Genomic DNA, 17125 nt, shown 5'->3' with positions numbered 1-17125 from the left:
CTAGTGCCCCGGCACTAGTGGCGGCGGCGGGCCGTCCACAGCCACATCGCCGCCAGGGCGGCGATCGCGACGCAGCCTCCGACGGCCATGCCGGCGAGGAAGCCCGGCCCGTCGCCGTCCGACGGCCCCCACAGGATCCCGGGCACGACCAGGGCGAGCAGGGCCACGGCCAGCACGAGGTAGAAGCGCCGGCTGAAGAAGACGTTGCGGCCGGGGGCCGCGGGCGGGGAGTCGAGCTGCGCGGCCGGTCCCACGCTGGCGGCCCTGGGCCGCTTGAAGTAGCGCCAGTACATCCAGGTGCCGCAGGGCTCCCAGCCCTCGGGCGCCAGCCGCGCGGCCAGCGCGGTACCGCCGATCGACGGTTCCCTGCGGTACTCCCACCGTTGCGGCCGTTCCGCATCGCGGTGGCTGACGAACCTGCCGAGGTGGTCGACGCGGTCGATCTCCCAGCCCTGGTCGCCGAGCCGGGCCAGCATCTGGCGGTCGGTGAAGATGTCGGCGGTCCACCGCCACTCGGTGGCGTCCGCCGCGTCGGCCTCGGGCGCCCGCGCCGCCAGCAGCTGCCCGGCGAAGTCGCCGACAGGTCCGAACTCCTCCTCCGGGTCGGCGCCGGTCTCGGCGACGTACGCGGCGAGGTCGGCGACGGTGGCCTCGATCTGCGCCGCGGGCACGCCGCCCGCGCGCAACAGGGCCTCCAGCTCGTCGAGGTAGGTGCTCACTTCAACCCTCCCGAGGCCAGCACCGTGCGTACGGACTCGTCGAACGCCAGCCACAGGCGGCCCTGCTCGGCCAGCGTCTGCCGGCCCTGCTCGGTCAGCCGGTAGTAGCGCCGGCCGGGGCCCCGCTCGGTCACCCGGAACTCGGCCGACACCAGACCCGCCTCCTCCAGCCGGTTGAGCACGGGATAGAGCGTGCCGCCCCGAATCTGGCCGAGCCCCGAGCCGGCGAGCAACTTGGCGATCTCGTAGCCGTAGTTCTCGCCCTCCGTCAGGCTGGCCAGCACCAGCAGGTCGAGGACGCCCTTGAGCCAGCTCGCGCGGCGGTCGGTCGCCATGTGCTTCATCCTCGCACGGTAGGAGTACTACCTAGACCGCTTGACCGACCGTCTTGCGGTCGGGCGCCGGCATGCACACGAGGCCCCGGACGTCGATCATGACGTGCACCAGGATCGGCAGCAGCAGGCTGCCGGTGGACAGGTACACGGTGGTGAGCCAGAAGCCGAGGAGGGCCACCACGACCATGCCCTTCCAGCCCTGGTAGAAGTGGCCCGCCACGAAGACCCCCAGGGCCAGGGCGGCGGCCGCGGTGGTGCTCAGGCCCAGGACGCCGACGCCGAACGCGATGAGCAGGCCACGGTAGACGATCTCCTCGCAGACGCCCGCGGTCACCGCCATGGCCAGGCCGTGCCGCCGCTCGCCGGCGGTGCGCGGCATCAGTGCGGCGTAGGCCGCCTGACCCGGTGCGGCACGGCCCGAGCGGGAGAGACGGCGGAGCAGCAACGTGCCGATCACGATGGCGCTGGTCATACCGACGACCGCCGGGGCGACCCGGCCGAGGTGGCCCGGCATCGCGAATCCCAGATCCGCCGGGTCGAGCCCCGGCGACAGCGCCAGGATCAGCGCCGTCACGGCGAGCCAGATCCACTCCTCCGCGATCCACAGCCGGTGCGCGTGCACCAGCGACCGGGGGTCGTGGGCGCGGCGTCGTGCCAGCCGGTCGTACTGACGCTTGCCCAGCCAGGGAGCGGCGAAGGCCAGATAGGCCGTCAGCGCGACCGTCAGGAGCAGACCCGGGGTCGAGAAGCTCGCAGAGATGCTCATGGATTGCCGCCCTTCTTACCTGTGTTGGCGACTTAGACGATAAAGCGAGCTAGTTAGGATTGCAATCTATGTAGCGAACGTCCCATGCGAAACCGGCTCGGAGACGATCAGCGGCTGTGCTAGCGTTCGCGGCATGATGCGCGCCTGCCTGACGACGACGCCGGAGACCGTCCCGGCGCGCTGACACGTACTTTCATCGAAGCCCCGGGGCGAGTGGCCCCGGGGCTTCGTCGTCCGGTCGCTCGCCTCGCCGCAGACGAAACGCGAGGAGACCGCGATGCACGACCACCGCAAGCTGGGCCGCGAGCTCGGCCTGTTCGACACCGACCCGCTGATCGGCTCCGGACTGCCCTACTGGCTGCCCGACGGCGCCGTCATCCGGCACACCCTGGAGAAGTACGTCCGCGACGCCGAACGGCGGGCGGGCTACCGGCACGTGTACTCCCCCGTGCTGGGCAAACGGGAGCTCTACGAGATCTCGGGGCACTGGTCGCACTACAGCGACGACATGTTCCCGCCGATGGACCTCGGGGGAGAGCAGGTCGTGCTGCGGCCGAGCCTGTGCCCCCACCACGCGTTGATCTACCGCTCGCGCTCGCACAGCTACCGCGAGCTGCCGCTGCGCGTCGCCGAGCTGGGCGGCATGTACCGCTCCGAGCTGTCGGGCGTGCTCGGCGGGCTCACCCGCGTGCGGGCGATCCAGCTCAACGACGCGCACATCTTCTGCACCCTCGACCAGGTCGCCGCCGAGGCGTCCGGGGCCCTGGAGATGATCCGGCGCGCGTACGCCGTGCTCGGCATCCGCCCGGTCCGTTACCGGCTGTCCCTGCCGGGGGTCGGCGGAAAGTACGTCGCCGCCCCCGAGATGTGGCGGCGGGCGACCGCCATGCTGACCGACGTCCTCGACCGCTCCGGCCTGGCGTACGAGGCCGTCGAGGGCGAGGCGGCGTTCTACGGCCCGAAGATCGACGTGCAGATCGCCGACGGCGCCGGGCGTGAGGCCACCCTGTCCACCGTGCAGGTCGACTTCCACCAGCCCGAGCAGTTCGACCTGCACTACATCGGCCCGGACGGCGCCAGGCACCGGCCGGTCATGGTGCACCGCAGCATCATCGGCAGCGTGGAGCGGGCCGTGGCGCACCTCATCGAGGTGTACGGCGGCGCCTTCCCCGCCTGGCTCGCCCCCACCCAGGTGGTGGTCCTGCCGGTGACCGAGGCCGAGCTGCCCCCGGCCGATGCGCTCGTACGGCGCTGCGCCGAGCTGGGCCTGCGGGCGGAGGTCTCCGGGCCCGAGCACGGCAGCCTGGGCGCCCGCGTCCGGGCCGCCCGGCTGGCGCCCTACCAGGCGGTGATCGGCGCGAAGGAGGCCGCGGGCGACGAGGTCGCGCTGCGCCTGCGCGACGGCCGCGCCCTGGACGCGATGCCCGCCGCCGAGGCGCTGGCCCGCATCGGCGGTCTCGTCGAGGCCCGCGCCGCCGCCCTGTGGGAGCCCGTGTCGTGACTCAGATCGCGGCGAGTCGTTCGAACAGGCGGGCGGCGTCCGGCTGCTGCCATTCGATCCGGTTCGGATCCTTCGTGTAGGGCCGCCACGGCACGGTCACGTACGAGACCCGGGTGCCGGCCCGCTGCACGTCCCGCGCCAGACCGAGCATGGTGTCGAGGTCGAGCCCCGCGTCCGTGGTGACGGACGTCGCGGCCACGCGGACGAAGGAGGCCAGGGCGGCGGGATCGTCGAGACGCGAGGCCTTGTTCACCATCGTCCGCATCAGGGCGATGTTCCGCTTGATGCGGGCGATGTCGGAGCCGTCGCCGACAAATCGCAGGCGCGCGTACGCCACCGCGGTTCTGCCGTCGAGGACGGACCGGCCTGCGGGCAGCTTCAGCTTCGACTTGGGGTCGTCCACGGCGCGGGGGAGGGTGACCTCGACGCCGCCGAGCGCGTCGACCAGCTTCTCCAATCCGTCGTAGCGGATGGCGACGGCGTGGTCGACGCGCACGCCCGTGGTGCTCTCCACCGTCTTCCAGGCGCAGGTCAGGCCGCCGATCGCGTACGCCTGGTTGATCATGTCCTGATGCGCGGCGACGGTGCGGCCGTCGGCTGACCGGCACTGCGGGATCCGGACCATGGAGTCGCGGGGCAGGCTGACGGCCGTCGCCCGCTTGCGGTCGGCGGACAGCCGCAGGAGGACCATGAGGTCGCTGCGCTCGCCCAGGTCGCCGACGCGCGCGGACGTCGGGCGCCGATCGGAGCCGAGGAGCAGCACGGTCAGGGCCCCGCCCTTCTTGGGCGGACGGTCCCCCGTGGGCGGCGCCACGGTGTGCGCGCCGGTCGTCCCGCGCAGCAGCACGGTCGGCACCACGACCAGCGCGGCGGTGACCACCGCGACCGCCGCGAGGGCGATCCAGCCCGCCCGCCGGCCGCCGGCCCATGGCGTCAGGCGCCGGCGGCGCCCGCCCGCCGTCTCGTCGAGCAGGCGGCGCCGCTGGCGGGCGAGGCCGGCCGGGGGCTCGTGCTCGAGGCCGCGGCCGAGATCGCGGAGCATCGTGAGGTCGTCCATGGCTACTCCTCGTCCCGCAGCGGATTGGTGTGGCCGAGCGCCTCGCGCACCTTGCGACGGGCCCGGTTCAGGCGTGAGCGGACGGTGCCCACGGGGATGCCGAGGGCCTGCGCCGCCTCGTCGTACGACAGGTCGGCCCAGGCGATGAGCAGCAGGACGTCGCGGTCGCCCTTCGACAGGCGCGCGAGCGCGGCGGCCAGCAGCGGGCGGACGGCCGTCGCGCGCACGCCGTCCTCGACCCGTTCGGCGGGGGACTCCGCGACGTCGTCCAACGGGCTGCGGGTGAGCGCCCGATAGCGGGCGGCCTCGTCTCGATGATGCCGGGAGACGAGCTTGCTGACGATGCCGAACAGCCAGGGACGGGCGTCGGGGCGGGTCAGGTCGTAACGGTCCCGGCGGCGGAAGGCGACCAGGAACGTCTCGCCCACCAGGTCCTCGGCGACCTCAGGACCGAGGCGGCGGGACACGTAGCGGTAGAGCATCGCCGCGTAGCGGTCGAACAGCGCCGCGAACGCCTCGGGCCGCGCCCTGGACTCGGCGATCAGGTCCGAGTCGAGGCGTGGGGTGGCAAGGGGGATCATCAACGACACCATGGCATCGAGCCGGCCTTGGTCGTGCGTGACAGATCAGGCCCTGCTGCACGCGGCCCAGGCGGCGCCTCGCAGCGTTGTCGCCCCACTCGCGGGGATTCCTCGCAGGCTCGGAATCTCCGCGAGGCCCGGAGTCGTCGCCCGGAGCTCCGCTCCGACCTCCCCCTCCGCCTTGCGATGCATCCACCTGGATCCGCGCTCACGACGGGCAGCATCTGTCACGCACTCCCTAACCCTTCGAGGATCTGACAGCCATGTCTCGCCACTTGTCGCGCTGCGGGTTCACGGTATGGGTTCACGGTATGGACGGACGATACTCGCCCACGTATAGTCGCGTACGAGTATCAGGATGGGTGAACACGATGGCCGGACGGCGGAAGGTGAATGTGGAGGGGACCGTACGGGAGGGGGCGCACCCCGAGCGCACGATCTACCGCATCACGGACGCCGGGCGGGCCGAACCGGCCGGCTGGGTGCGCGAACTGGTCGCGACTCCGGAACACGAGCAGTCAGGCGTCCAGGCGCGTCTTTCGGCGGGTGGGGTGCTTCCGCCGGAGGAGCCGGCCCGCCTGCCGCGCGCCTGGCACGAGTCCGGGCAGATGCCGCCCGAGGTGGCCGAACTCGCGGAAAGGGGCCTCACGGAGACCATGAAGAAGATCTCGCAGAGGCAGGCGCCCGGCATGGAGGGCGCGATGGCCCGGTGGTACGCGCGGCAGCGCGCCTCGGCGCCCCAGATCGCCGCCGTACGGCGGTACGCGGCGCAGGTCACCGCCGGCCTGCCGGCCGGGGCGGCCGTCCTGGAGGTGGCCCCCGGGCCCGGTTACCTGGCCGTCGAGATGGCCCGGCTCGGCTGTGCGATGACCGCGATCGACCTCAGCCGCACGTTCGTGGAGATCACCGCGGAGAACGCCGCCCGGGCCGGAGTGCGCGTCGACGTGCGGCAGGGCGACGCCGCCGGCCTCCCCTATCCCGACGGCTCGTTCGACCTGATCGTCTGTCAGGCCGCCTTCAAGAACTTCGGGCGGCCCGGCGGCGCGCTGAACGAGATGCACCGGGTGCTGCGTACCGGCGGCACGGCGGTGATCAACGACATGAGCCGGGAGGCGTCCCGGGCCGCCATCGACGAGGAGGTCAGGGGGATGGGGCTCACGCCGCTGAACTCCCTGTTGACCAAGATGCCGCTGCTGGCGCTGCGCCGTCGCGCCTACTCCCGGGCCCTGTTCGCCCGCCTCGCCGCCGAGAGCGCGTTCGGGACCTGCGAGATCCGCACGGAGGGGATCAGCGTCGAGGTCCGGCTGACCAAGTCGGCCCGCTAGGTGTCCGCGAGCCCGGGATGCGGCGTTCCGGCCCCATCCCGGGCCCTGATCAGACGCACGTGGCCGTCACAGCGACGCGGCGGGCACGCCTGCGGGCTCCTCGTCGACGACCCGCAGCCGGCGTACGCCGGGGGCCAGCAGCGCGGCCAGCGTGACCAGGATGATGATCGCCCCGCAGACGACCAGCGCGGGCCGCGGCCCCACCGCGATGGCCACCGGCCCGGCCAGCAGCAGGCCGAGCGGCCCGAACATCAGGGACCCGAGCGCGTCGTAGGAGCTCACCCGTGACAGCGACTCGGCCGGGATCTCCCGCTGCATGGTGGTCTGCCACAGCACGCCGAAGATGTCGAAGCACACCCCCATCACGAACGCCCCGCCCACGACCGTCCACAGCGGCGCGCTCAGGCCGAGCAGCACGTACGGCGCGGCGGTGGGCAGCGTGAGGAGCGTCGCGACCAGGATGGGCCGCCGGGGCCGCAGGCGCAGCGTGACGACGACCCCCACGATCATGCCGACGGCCTCGCCCGCGAGGACGGCCGACCAGGCGGGCGCCCCACCCAGCGACTGCTTGGCGACAAGCGGTCCGAGCACGCCGTGGGCGGCCTGCAACGCCATGACCAGGACCGAGAACTGGGCGACGACCACCCACAGCCACTGCCGTGAGACGAACTCGCGCCAGCCGTCCCGCAGTTCGGCCAGCACCGAGTGCCCGCCGCCGGCCGCGCGCTCGGCGGGCGTGAGGCGCAGCAGCGCGATCAGCACGGCGGCCACGGCGAACATCGCGCCGCTGGCCGTCAGGGCCCACCCGCCTCCCAGCAGGACCACGGCCGCGCCGCTCAGCACGAGGCCGGCGACGCGGGAGATGTTCTGTCCCAGTCCCAGCAGCGCGTTCGCGGTCTGCAGCCGGTCGGCGGGCACCACGTCCGGGATGATTCCGGTGAGGGCGGGGAACAGGACCGCGGCGGCGACGCCGCTCACCGCGCTCGCGGTCACGAGGGCGGGCAGCGGTGTCCAGCCGGTGAGCATCATCGCGGCCAGGCAGAAGTACGCCGCCGCGTTGAGCGACTCCCCCGCCATCATGACCCGGTGACGCGGCAGCCGGTCGGCGATCACTCCACCCACGAGCATGAACAGCACCATCGGCAGCGCCTCGGCGGTGAGCACGGCGGACAGCGTCGTGGCGGTCGCGCCCGGGAGGCCGAGCACGCCGAAGGCGAGGGCCACCGGCGCGAAGGCGGTGCCGAGTACGGAGATCGTCCGGGCCGCCAGCAGCAGGGCGAACCGCCGATCCCTGAGCAGGCCGAGATCACGGCGGAGGCCAGGCATGAGAACGACTCCGGAGGACGCGGAACACGGGGGAAGGGGTGACATCCCATCGTGCCGCCCCCACCCGCGCCCGTCACCTCATTTACCGCGGCTCGGCGGAATAGCGGTGGCACCTGCCGTCGAGCCAGGCGCGGTAGTCCGCGGTGTGGCTGGTCATCACGCTGGTAGGAGCCCGTTCGAACACGGCCTGCCACCGTGGCACGTTGAGCTGCCAAGGGGGCGGTGGCTCGTCCCATTTGACGCCGTCGGCCCACTTCGCCGCCGAACCTCGCAGATGTTCCGGCAGCCGGTCGGCGAGCCCCGCCTCGATCCACTCGTCGTGGGAGTAGACGAGGATCGGCTGCTCGTCCTGCCGTTCGACGATGGGATCGATGATTTCCCGCCACGCGGCGGCGCCGTACTCCGGGTCGGCCAGGACGGGCTCGGCGGAATTCTTGATCTCCAGCAGCGCGATCAGCCCCCGGGCGCGGACGTGGTCGAGCCACTCCCGCAGCGCCGGCACGCGCTCACCCGCGTACGGCCCGCGGGCGACGCGGCGGTCGCGCAGGTCGCCTGGCCCGTCGGCCCACCCGATGTCGCGGATCTCCTGCCGGGGACCGGTCAGCCCGTTGGTCGTCCTGTTGTGCCACATGACGGCCTTCGTGCCCTGCCGCGTGAGCTGTACGTCGGCCTCGACGCCGTCGGCGCCCCACGAAGCCTGGTCGTCGACCGCCCGCAGCACGTTGGGCTGGCGGATCATGTCCTTGGCCTTGGCCCCGGCGCTCTTCGGGTAGCCGCCGTGGCCGATCACCAGCGGACACGGCGGCAGCTCCGCCGCGGGCGCGGGTGCGGGCACGGCGAGCAGCGCGACCACGAGGGGCAGCGCGATCCCCGCCGATGCCCTGGTCATCGCCCGTCCTCCCCAACCGGCCTGCCCAGATCGGCTGGCCCAGATCGACCAGCGCATTGTGCGCGGCCGTCAGGGGAGCGTGCGGCCTGTGCCGCGCGGGCGGACCCTTTCTTGACGACAAGGGGGAGCGTTTCAGACGAGCTGGGCGGCCTGGAGCCCGGAGTAGACGCCCGGCCTGCGGCTCAGGTCGTTGTGGGTGCCCACCTCGGCGATCCGGCCGTCCCGCATCACGACGATGCGGTCGGCCGTACGGATGGTGGACAGGCGGTGGGCGACGACGAAGACCGTGCGGCCCGCGACCAGGCGGGCGAGCGCCTGCCGGATCAGCGCCTCCGACGCGGTGTCGAGTGCCGAGGTCGCCTCGTCGAGGATCAGCACCCGCGGGTCGCGGACGAGCGCGCGGGCGATGGCGAGCCGCTGCCTCTGGCCGCCGGACAGCCGCGCGCCGCGCTCGCCCACGATCGTGTCGAGCCCGTGCGGCAGCCGGTCGATGAACTCCAGGGCGTTCGCGTCGCGCAGGGCGGCCCGCAAGGTCTCCTCCGGCACGTCCCGCATGCCGTACGTGACGTTGTCGCGGATGCTCCCCTCGAACAGGATCGACTCCTGGGGCACCACGGACAGGAACCGCCGGTAGGTCCGCAGGTCGAGCTCCTCCATGTCCCTGCCGTCCAGCAGGATGCGGCCCGAGGTGGGGCGAAGGAAGCCGATCACGAGGTTGAGCACGGTCGACTTGCCCGCTCCCGAGGCCCCGACCAGGGCGATGGTCTCTCCGGGGGACACGGTGAGGCTGAAGTCGTCCACCGCGGGCCGGTCCGCCTCGTAGGCGAGCGACACCGACTGGAACTCGAACTCGCCGCGGACCGCCGTCACCTCGGCCTTGCCGTCGTTGTTCTCCAGGTCGGGCGCCTCGAGCACCTCGCCGATCGAGCGTACGGACTCCAGGCCCTTGCTGATCACGGGCGTCAGGCTCATCAGCGTGGTGACCGAGGTGGTGAGCGTGGTGAAGAACGTGCTGAGCATGACCACGTCGCCGGCCGTGATCGGCATCACCTGGTAGTAGGAGATCAGCGCGGAGCCGGCCAGGAAGCCCGCGGCGAGCACGTTGAGCGTGATCCAGGCCATCGCGCCGAACCGGCCGTTGAGCAGGTCGAGTCGCAGGCCGGTGCGCAGGACACGGGTGAGCGTGCCGTCCATGCGGTGCAGCGCGTCCTGTTCCAGGCCGTGGGCGCGGGTGATGGGGATCAGGTGCGTCATCTCGGTCACGCGCGCCGACAGCCGCTCGACCTCCTGCCGGAAGCTCTCGTTGTCGGCCCGCAGCCGGTTGCGCATCCGCATGACCAGGACCGCGGCGGCCGGGACGACGAGCAGGAAGACCGGCAGCGCGGCCGGCACCCGGAAGGCGATCACCACGAGACCGCCCATGAGCATGGTCACCGCCGCCAGGCCGCTGTCGGCCGTCTGCTGCACCATCTGCTCGACGCTCTCGACGTCCCTGACGACCTTGGTCTGCAGCACCCCGGCGCTCACGCGGGAGTGGTAGCCGATCGACAGGTGCTGCATCCTGCGGCACAGCGCCGACCGCAGCCCGGTGCCCACCTGGCGGATCGCGCCGTGCAGGCACCGTACGTACAGCAGGTGGCCGGGGAGGTTCAGCAGGAGCAGGACGAGCAGCACGGCCATCGACGTCAGCAGGTCGGCGACGGGCGCGTGCCGGACGAGCGCGTCGATGACGTTCGCGGTGACCAGAGGGAGAAGCCAGGTCGGGCTGTGCTTGACCGTGAAGGCCACGACGGCGAGGACGAGGCGGGGCCGGTGCTCCCGGAAGAGGTAGGCCAGCGTGCGGAGCGGGTGCTCGCCCCGGTATCGATGGTCCAGAGCGTTGTGCGGAAGCACCATCCCGACAATCCCCCTACCGAAACCGAGAAGGGTAAAAAGTTCTTAAAAGATCATAAGAGCTGACATGGGAGCCTGCCCAGGGACAGAAGGAAGGCGTGGGGAGAGCAAGGGCGTCCCGTGCCTATCCTGAAGGGCGGAGGGTAGCCTCATCGGGAAGGCAAGAGCGATCCTCCCGAAAGTCCGCTCTTGTGGATGCCTCGCGGAAGGTGGCCGGCGGATTCAATGAGTGGAGGTGATCGCATCCTGCGGCTTACTCCTGTGAGCGGTCCCTCTCTCGACGCGGGCGAATCGTCCCCCGAAGCGGTGGCCGGGCTGGTGCAGGCCATGCTCGATGCGATCGCGATCCAGGGCGTCTGGCTGGTGCCCATCCGCGACCAGGCCGGCGCGATCCGCGACTTCGAGGTGTGCGCGGCCAGTCCCGAGGCCACGGACGTCCATGACAGGACCGGCAAGGAGCTCGTCGGCCTGCGCACGCTCGAGGCGTATTCGGGCGTCGCCGGCTCCCCTCTGTGGGACGCCTACCTCCGCGTCATGGAGACCGGGGAACCCGAGGACGTCGATCCCTACGTGCACCGGGAAGACGGGGGCGGCGTGCCTCGTCTGTCGACCTACGGTGTCCGCCTCGCCCGGCTGCAGGGCGGCCTTCTCGTCTCCTGGGTGCGCCACGACAGGGAGGAGCGCCTGTCGGCCCGGCTGCTCCACACCGAGCGCCTGGGCCACCTCGGATGGGGACACTGGAGCCTGATCACCGGCGAGGCCGAGTGGTCCGACCAGCTCTACGTCATCCACGGACGGGACCCGGCCGAGGGACCGTTCGCGCTGGAGTACTACCGCGAGATCGCCCACCCCGACGACGTCCCGGTCGTCGAGCACGCGCTCACGACGCTGAGCGGCAGCGGCGGGCCGCACGAGTTCGACATCCGCATCCGCGTCGGTGACGAATACCGGCACATCAGGGTGACGGCCGAGGTCAGCCGGGACGCGAACGGGCGGCCCGTCGAGATCCACGGCGTCGTGCAGGACGTGACCGACTGGCGCAGGACCGCGGACGAGCTCGCCGAGGTCACCCAGCGGCTGGAGGAGGAGTCGCAGCTCACCGCGCGGCTGCAGAGCATCATTCTGCCGATGCAGGACTCGGTGCCCGGGCTGCAACTCGGCGTGCGCTACTTCCCGGCCGAGACGGCGCCGCTGGGCGGCGACTGGTACCAGGCCATCCACCTCGACCACGGGGAGGCGCTGCTGGCCGTGGGCGACGTCGCCGGGCACGGCCTTGCCGCCGCCTCCGCGATGGCCAAGCTGCGGCACGCGATCACCGGGCTGGCCTTCGCCGACCACGATCCGGCGCAGATCCTCGTGGCGCTGAACCGGCTGCTCCGGCGGATGCGGCCCGACGTGCTCGCGACGTCGGTCGTGGCCCGCTACCGCACCAAGGACCGCACGCTGAGGTGGACCCACGCGGGCCATCCGCCGATGCTGCTAGTCAGGGGGACCAAGGTGCACCGGCTGCTGCACCCCGGCGTACTGCTCGGCGTCTTCGAGGACGTGAGCTACAGCTGTGCCGAGATCCGGCTGGAGCCGGACGATCTACTCCTCATGTTCACCGACGGTCTCATCGAACGCCCGGGGCGGGACCTGTTCGAGGGCCTTGACATCCTCAGCGCGGCGATCGCCGAGACCGTGCCGAAGGTGCCACCGCAGGATCGGGTGGCGGCGGTCATGGAGACCCTGGCCCCGAGTAACACAGGCGACGACACCTGCATCCTGGTCGCGCGTATTCTGCCGAACTCCTTGGAAGTGTCCTGATGTCTGACCTTCACAACATCTCGACAGCCGAGACCACGTTCGCCGCCGAGAGCAGCGGAAGCATGGGAGTGCTGACGGTGCGGGGGACGCTCGACTTCACCACGCACGAACCGGCCACCGAGTTCTTCGACAAGGCGTTCGCCCAGTTCGGGCCGCACCTGGTGGTGAACCTGCTCGAACTGGACTTCCTCGATTCCAGAGCGACGGGGCTGCTGGTCACCTGCTGGAAGCGCGCGCTGGACGAGGGAGGCTGGCTGGGACTCGTCGCGGTCGAGCACGGCGCGGCCCGCGCGTTGTGGATCACCGGGCTGGCGTCGCACGTCCCGGTATTCCCCACCGTCGCGGACGCCCTCTCCGCCGCGCCGGCTCCCGACGCCGAATAGCCCGCGAGCCGTCGTCCCGAGACCGTCACCTGGCGTCCAACTCCTCCTCACATGCCCGCCGCGGGCGGATAGAGCCCATGAGCGGGGGTAACACCCGAGAAGTCGGCCGTGGAGGGGGCGAAGCCATGAAACGTCTCGTTGCCGGAGCGGCGGCGCTCGCGGCTGCCGGCCTGGGGATGGCGCGATGGGCGGCCGCGCGTGGCCGGGTGCCGGCCGCGGCGAAGGACCCGCTGGAATCCAGCCGCTGGCTGGGCGTCACCGTCAACCGGCCGCCGGACGAGGTCGCCCCGGCCGGGCACCTGCCCGAGCCGCTGGCCCGGGTGGACGCCGAGGTGCGGATGAACCTGGCGCCCGGCGACCGGGGCACGGAGATCTACGCACGGCCGAGGGAGCACCTGGCCGGCGCCGAAGGCGTCCTCGCCCGGCTGCGGGGTGAGGATCCCCGCACGGAGATCCGTACGGCGCTGCGCGAGACGAAGTCCCTGCTGGAGACCGGCGACGTGCTGCGCTCGGACGAGGAGATCGCGACGACCCGGCCGACCCTGCCGGGCAAGGTCCTCGACATGGCGCTGGGACGCGCCTCCGAAGGGGGGCGGCTGTGAAGGCGCTGTGCTGGCAGGGCGTGAACGAACTGTCGGTCGAGCAGGTGCCCGACCCCGTGATCCTCAACGCCCAGGACGCGATCGTGAAGGTGACGGCGAGCACCACCTGCGGTTCCGACCTCCACCTGCTCGGCGGCTACATCCCGGCCATGCGGGCCGGTGACGTCATCGGGCACGAGTTCATCGGCGAGATCGTCGACGTCGGCCCCGAGGTGAGCCGGCACCGGCCGGGCGACCGGGTGGTGGTCTGCTCGATCATCGGATGCGGCCGCTGCTGGGCCTGCCGTCACGACGAGTGGTCGCTGTGCGAGAACAGCAACCCCAACCCGGGCGTCACGGACCTGATGTGGGGCGGCACGACCGCGGGCATCTTCGGCTACTCCCACGCGATGGGCGGCTTCCGGGGCAGCCACGCCGAGTACATCCGGGTGCCTTTCGTGGACTACAACGCGTTCATGGTTCCCGAGGGCGTCTCGGACCTGGACGCCCTGTTCGCCTCCGACGCCGCCCCGACGGGCTGGATGGGCGCCGAGCTCGGCGGCGTACGGCCAGGAGACGTGGTCGCGGTGTGGGGGTGCGGCGCAGTCGGCCAGATGGCGGCCCGGGCCGCCATGCTCCTCGGCGCCGAGCGGGTCGTCGCGATCGACCGCTACCCGGAACGGCTGGCCATGACCGCCCGGCACGTCGGCTGCGAGGTGATCGACTACACGAACACCGACGTCACCGCCGAGCTGCGCGAGCGCACCGGCGGTCGGGGCCCGGACGTGTGCGTCGAGGCCGTCGGCATGGAGGCCGACAGCACCGGGATCCAGCGCGTCTACGACGGCGTCAAGCAGCGGCTGCGCCTGGAGCAGGACCGCCCGATCGCGGTGCGGGAGGCGATCCACGCCTGCCGCAAGGGCGGCTCGGTGTTCGTGCTGGGGGTCTTCGCCGGCTTCGTGGACAAGTTCCCGCTCGGCGCGCTGATGAACAAGGGCCTCACGCTGCGCGGTGCGCAGCAGCACGGCCAGCGGTACATCCCGAAGCTCCTCGACCGCATCGCGAAGGGCGATCTGAAGACCTCCTACCTCGCGACGCACACGATGACGCTCGACGAGGGGCCCAAGGGCTACGACATGTTCAAGCATAAGAAGGACGGCTGCGTCCGCGCCGTCTTCCGCCCCTGGGCCTGACCTGTGGGAGAGCGCCCGCCGCCCCCGTGAGGAGGCGGCGGGCCGGTGATCTCAGCGTACGGCCGGGGCGGCCAGCCGTTCCGCCTCGTGGTGCAGTGCCTCGATGAGGACGAGCTCCAGGCGGAGCTTGTCGTCCACGAGGCTCTCGAGGACGTCCATCCGGGCCTCCTTGTTTCCAAAGACGTCCCGCGGCGCGCGACGGTTGACCATGGCGCGATGCGAATCCGGACGAAATGTGGCGATGCGTCCCGCCGATCGCGCCGTACGCCGGTTACCCAGGACGGACGCGACATCACTCACATGAGTCACAGAAGTCGTGTGAAAAACAAAAAATCCACCCCGGAGCGGAGTGGACGGAGGCGTGCTGCACCACAGAGGCGGGGTGCCGTATAGTGAGAGATTCCCGATTATCTGAAAGTCAGACGCTCTCACTAGGAGTTTATCACAGGAATGGGTGACCGTCAATCCGACTCCGCTCGCGCCGAGGCCCTGCGGATCGAGCAGTCTCATGTCTCCATGGTGTACGGCCGCCTCGACATCGCCCGCGAACGGGCCGAGCGCGGCATGCGGGAAGTCCTGGCCCGCGGCGGCGCGGGAACCCGGCAGGCCGTCGTGGAGCGGGAGGTGGCGGCGGCCGAGCACGCCCGCCGCCTCGCGCAACTGTCGGCCGTCGAACGCGGCCTGTGCTTCGGCCGCATCGACGACGCCGGGGGCGAGACCCTCTACATCGGCCGCATCGGGTTGCGCGACGACGACCACACGTCCGTGCTCGTCGACTGGCGGGCCCCCGCCGCCCGGCCCTTCTACGTCGCCACCCCCAGCGACCCGGGCTCCCTCGTACGCCGCCGGCACCTGCACACGCGACACCGCGACGTCGTGGGCATCGACGACGAGGTCTTCGACCTCGACCGGATGGCCGACGGAGACCGCCGTACGCTCGTCGGCGAGGCCGCGCTGCTCGCGGCGCTGCGCCGCGGGCGCACCGGACGCATGGGCGAGGTCGTCGCCACCATCCAACGCGAGCAGGACCGGGTGATCCGCTCCGGCCTGGCGGGGGCACTCGTCGTGCAGGGCGGGCCGGGCACGGGCAAGACCGTCGCCGCCCTGCACCGGGCGGCGTACCTGCTCTACACCCACCGCGACACACTGGAGCGGCGCGGCGTGCTCGTCGTCGGTCCCAACGCGACGTTCTCCCGCTACATCAGCCAGGTGCTGCCCGCGCTGGGCGAGACGCAGGTGGTGCTGACGAGCATGGGCGGGCTCCACCCCGGGGTGGGGGCCACCGCCGAGGACGAGCCGGCCGTCGCCGTCGTCAAGGGCGACCCGCGCATGGCCGGGGTGGTCGAGGAGGCGGTCCGCGACCGCGAGCGGGTGCCCGAGGACGACCTGGAGGTGAAGATCCCCGTCCGCACGTCGGTGCGCGGCGGCGTGGAGGTCGTGGTCGAGGAGATGACGCTGCGGGTGGACCACGCCACCTGCCTGCGGGCCCGCGACCGCGCCCGCGGCCTGCGACGGCAGCACAACATCGCCCGCTGGACGTTCGTGGACCGAATGCTGCGGGCGCTCGCGCGGGACGAGGCGGCACAGCTCGACCGGCCGCTTGAGGACGGCGACCTGCGGTACGCCGCCACGACCCTGTGGGAGCACCGGCCGGTGCGCGACGCGCTCGACGCCCTGTGGCCGGAGATCACCCCCGAGCGGCTCGTCCGCGAACTCCTGTCGGACGAGGAGCGGCTGCGCACGGCGGCCGGGCCCTACCTGACGGAGGAGGAGCGCGCGCTCCTGCTGCGGCCCCGCGAGGCGCCGTGGACGGTCGGCGACGTCCCCCTGCTGGACGAGGCCGCCGAACTGCTCGGCGAGTACGACTACGGAGCGGGGGCCAGGCGGCGCCGCGCGGAGGACGCGCGCCGCGAGGAGGAACTGTACGCGCGGGAGGTCCTGACCATCACCGACGTCGACCCGGTGCTCGACGCGACCCTGCTGGCCGGCCGCAACCGCGAGGACGGGCCGTACGTGACGACGGCCGACCGGGCCGGCCGCGACCGCACCTGGGCGTACGGGCACGTGATCGTGGACGAGGCGCAGGAGTTGTCGGCGATGGCCTGGCGGACGGTGATGCGGCGGGTCCCGGCCCGCTCTCTGACGGTCGTCGGCGACATCGCCCAGACCGGCTCGGCGGCGGGCGCGCGGTCGTGGGGCGAGATGCTCGACCCGTACGTGAAGGGACGCTGGCGGGAGGAGCGCCTGCTGGTCAACTACCGGACGCCGGCCGAGATCATGGAGGTCGCGGCCGACGTGCTGCGCGCCGTGGCGCCCGGGGAGGAGCCGCCCGAGTCGGTCCGGTTCGGCGGCGCCCGCCCCCGCGCCGTGCCCGCCGACGGCGCCGACCTGCGGCTGCTCGTGGAGTCGGAGCTGCGCGAGATCGGGGAGGGGCGGGTCGGCGTCGTCACGCCGGACGCCCGGCACGCGGAGGTCGCCGCGCTGTTCCCCGAGGCCGTCGATCCCCTGGACAGCCCGGTGGCCGTCCTCACCGTGCGTGGCTCGAAGGGCCTGGAGTTCGACGCCGTGGTGGTCGTGGATCCCGAGGGCATCCTGCGTCAGTCGCCGAAGGGCGGCCAGGACCTGTACGTCGCCATCACCCGGGCGACCCGGCGGCTCACGGTGGTCCACGAGGACCGTCTCCCCGCCGTCCTGCACCGCCTGGAGACCCCCTAGACGCGGGAGACACAATACGGCCGGCGTTGGGGGAACGCCGGCCGTACTGGTGGCT

14 protein-coding genes and 1 pseudogene are annotated in these 17125 nt (G+C 72.1%); 7 read left to right on the top strand and 8 right to left on the bottom strand.

Going from position 1 to position 17125, the window contains the following annotated elements; genetic code table 11:
- Window positions 1–14 precede the first annotated feature (14 nt).
- The 3 genes from QSK36_RS37275 to QSK36_RS37265 are packed head-to-tail and all read right to left on the bottom strand — an operon-like array spanning window position 15 to window position 1820.
- Window positions 15–719 carry a hypothetical protein gene (locus QSK36_RS37275; protein ID WP_285785623.1) on the bottom strand — a complete coding sequence of 235 codons (705 nt, stop codon included), beginning with the start codon at window positions 717–719 and terminating at the stop codon, window positions 15–17.
- Window positions 716–1054, bottom strand: a complete 339-nt coding sequence (locus QSK36_RS37270; protein ID WP_041952928.1) for a PadR family transcriptional regulator — start codon at window positions 1052–1054, stop codon at window positions 716–718. Before QSK36_RS37270 ends, QSK36_RS37275 begins: the two co-directional genes overlap by 4 nt.
- A gap of 31 nt (window positions 1055–1085) precedes the next feature.
- Window positions 1086–1820: a CPBP family intramembrane glutamic endopeptidase gene (locus QSK36_RS37265; RefSeq protein ID WP_285785622.1), complete on the bottom strand. Its 735-nt coding sequence runs from the start codon at window positions 1818–1820 to the stop codon at window positions 1086–1088.
- Window positions 1821–2070: 250 nt separating this feature from the next.
- Here QSK36_RS37265 and thrS point away from each other — a divergent pair.
- Window positions 2071–3321: pseudogene (thrS, locus tag QSK36_RS37260) on the top strand (threonine--tRNA ligase); the annotation flags it as partial.
- 1 nt (window position 3322) lies between these two features.
- Here thrS and QSK36_RS37255 read toward each other — a convergent pair.
- A complete protein-coding gene (locus tag QSK36_RS37255; RefSeq protein ID WP_285785621.1) occupies window positions 3323–4378 on the bottom strand; it encodes an LCP family protein in 1056 nt (351 codons plus the stop codon).
- Between the two features lie 2 nt (window positions 4379–4380).
- On the bottom strand, window positions 4381–4959 hold the full coding sequence (locus QSK36_RS37250; protein ID WP_225898226.1) for an RNA polymerase sigma factor: 579 nt from the start codon (window positions 4957–4959) through the stop codon (window positions 4381–4383).
- 371 nt (window positions 4960–5330) lie between these two features.
- Here QSK36_RS37250 and QSK36_RS37245 point away from each other — a divergent pair, with 371 nt between their 5' ends.
- Window positions 5331–6284, top strand: a complete 954-nt coding sequence (locus tag QSK36_RS37245) for a class I SAM-dependent methyltransferase (RefSeq protein ID WP_285785620.1) — start codon at window positions 5331–5333, stop codon at window positions 6282–6284.
- Window positions 6285–6350: 66 nt separating this feature from the next.
- Here the strand turns inward: QSK36_RS37245 and QSK36_RS37240 are convergent, their stop codons facing one another.
- The 3 genes from QSK36_RS37240 to QSK36_RS37230 all read right to left on the bottom strand — a co-directional run bounded on the left by QSK36_RS37240 (window position 6351) and on the right by QSK36_RS37230 (window position 10395).
- The gene (locus QSK36_RS37240) at window positions 6351–7610 is read right to left on the bottom strand and encodes an MFS transporter (protein WP_183538005.1); all 1260 of its coding nucleotides are present in this window, start codon (window positions 7608–7610) and stop codon (window positions 6351–6353) included.
- Window positions 7611–7692: 82 nt separating this feature from the next.
- Window positions 7693–8499 (bottom strand): glycerophosphodiester phosphodiesterase, encoded by an 807-nt coding sequence (locus tag QSK36_RS37235; protein WP_285785619.1) that lies wholly within the window; start codon window positions 8497–8499, stop codon window positions 7693–7695.
- 132 nt (window positions 8500–8631) lie between these two features.
- Window positions 8632–10395, bottom strand: a complete 1764-nt coding sequence (locus QSK36_RS37230; RefSeq protein WP_285785618.1) for an ABC transporter ATP-binding protein — start codon at window positions 10393–10395, stop codon at window positions 8632–8634.
- Between the two features lie 222 nt (window positions 10396–10617).
- On the opposite strand from QSK36_RS37230, the gene QSK36_RS37225 reads away from it, so the two are divergent.
- The 5 genes from QSK36_RS37225 (at window position 10618) to QSK36_RS37205 (ending at window position 17070) form a co-directional block, all read left to right on the top strand.
- Window positions 10618–12198 (top strand): PP2C family protein-serine/threonine phosphatase, encoded by a 1581-nt coding sequence (locus QSK36_RS37225; protein WP_285785617.1) that lies wholly within the window; start codon window positions 10618–10620, stop codon window positions 12196–12198.
- Entirely contained in the window at window positions 12198–12581 is a 384-nt protein-coding gene (locus tag QSK36_RS37220) for an STAS domain-containing protein (protein ID WP_183537999.1), read from the top strand. The genes QSK36_RS37225 and QSK36_RS37220 overlap by 1 nt, the downstream gene beginning before the upstream one ends.
- Window positions 12582–12706: 125 nt before the next feature.
- Complete coding sequence (locus QSK36_RS37215; RefSeq protein WP_183537998.1) at window positions 12707–13183, top strand: hypothetical protein; 477 nt, start codon at window positions 12707–12709, stop codon at window positions 13181–13183.
- Window positions 13180–14355: a zinc-dependent alcohol dehydrogenase gene (locus tag QSK36_RS37210; RefSeq protein ID WP_285785616.1), complete on the top strand. Its 1176-nt coding sequence runs from the start codon at window positions 13180–13182 to the stop codon at window positions 14353–14355. Before QSK36_RS37215 ends, QSK36_RS37210 begins: the two co-directional genes overlap by 4 nt.
- 450 nt (window positions 14356–14805) lie before the next feature.
- Complete coding sequence (locus tag QSK36_RS37205) at window positions 14806–17070, top strand: HelD family protein (RefSeq protein ID WP_285785615.1); 2265 nt, start codon at window positions 14806–14808, stop codon at window positions 17068–17070.
- The last annotated feature ends 55 nt before the right edge of the window (window positions 17071–17125 follow it).

Source organism: Microbispora sp. NBRC 16548, assembly GCF_030268985.1.
Classification (GTDB): Bacteria; Actinomycetota; Actinomycetes; order Streptosporangiales; family Streptosporangiaceae; genus Microbispora; species Microbispora catharanthi.
This window is presented reverse-complemented; position numbering and strand designations above follow the sequence as displayed.

Excerpts from the sequence above, each read along its gene's own strand:
- QSK36_RS37265 (WP_285785622.1), bottom strand. The coding sequence starts at position 1,820 with ATGAGCATCTCTGCGAGCTTCTCGACCCCGGGTCTGCTCCTGACGGTC.
- QSK36_RS37270 (WP_041952928.1), bottom strand. The coding sequence starts at position 1,054 with ATGGCGACCGACCGCCGCGCGAGCTGGCTCAAGGGCGTCCTCGACCTG.
- QSK36_RS37240 (WP_183538005.1), bottom strand. The coding sequence starts at position 7,610 with ATGCCTGGCCTCCGCCGTGATCTCGGCCTGCTCAGGGATCGGCGGTTC.
- QSK36_RS37220 (WP_183537999.1), top strand. The coding sequence starts at position 12,198 with ATGTCTGACCTTCACAACATCTCGACAGCCGAGACCACGTTCGCCGCC.
- QSK36_RS37205 (WP_285785615.1), top strand. The coding sequence starts at position 14,806 with ATGGGTGACCGTCAATCCGACTCCGCTCGCGCCGAGGCCCTGCGGATC.
- QSK36_RS37215 (WP_183537998.1), top strand. The coding sequence starts at position 12,707 with ATGAAACGTCTCGTTGCCGGAGCGGCGGCGCTCGCGGCTGCCGGCCTG.
- QSK36_RS37250 (WP_225898226.1), bottom strand. The coding sequence starts at position 4,959 with ATGATCCCCCTTGCCACCCCACGCCTCGACTCGGACCTGATCGCCGAG.
- QSK36_RS37225 (WP_285785617.1), top strand. The coding sequence starts at position 10,618 with ATGAGTGGAGGTGATCGCATCCTGCGGCTTACTCCTGTGAGCGGTCCC.
- QSK36_RS37245 (WP_285785620.1), top strand. The coding sequence starts at position 5,331 with ATGGCCGGACGGCGGAAGGTGAATGTGGAGGGGACCGTACGGGAGGGG.
- QSK36_RS37255 (WP_285785621.1), bottom strand. The coding sequence starts at position 4,378 with ATGGACGACCTCACGATGCTCCGCGATCTCGGCCGCGGCCTCGAGCAC.
- QSK36_RS37235 (WP_285785619.1), bottom strand. The coding sequence starts at position 8,499 with ATGACCAGGGCATCGGCGGGGATCGCGCTGCCCCTCGTGGTCGCGCTG.
- QSK36_RS37230 (WP_285785618.1), bottom strand. The coding sequence starts at position 10,395 with ATGGTGCTTCCGCACAACGCTCTGGACCATCGATACCGGGGCGAGCAC.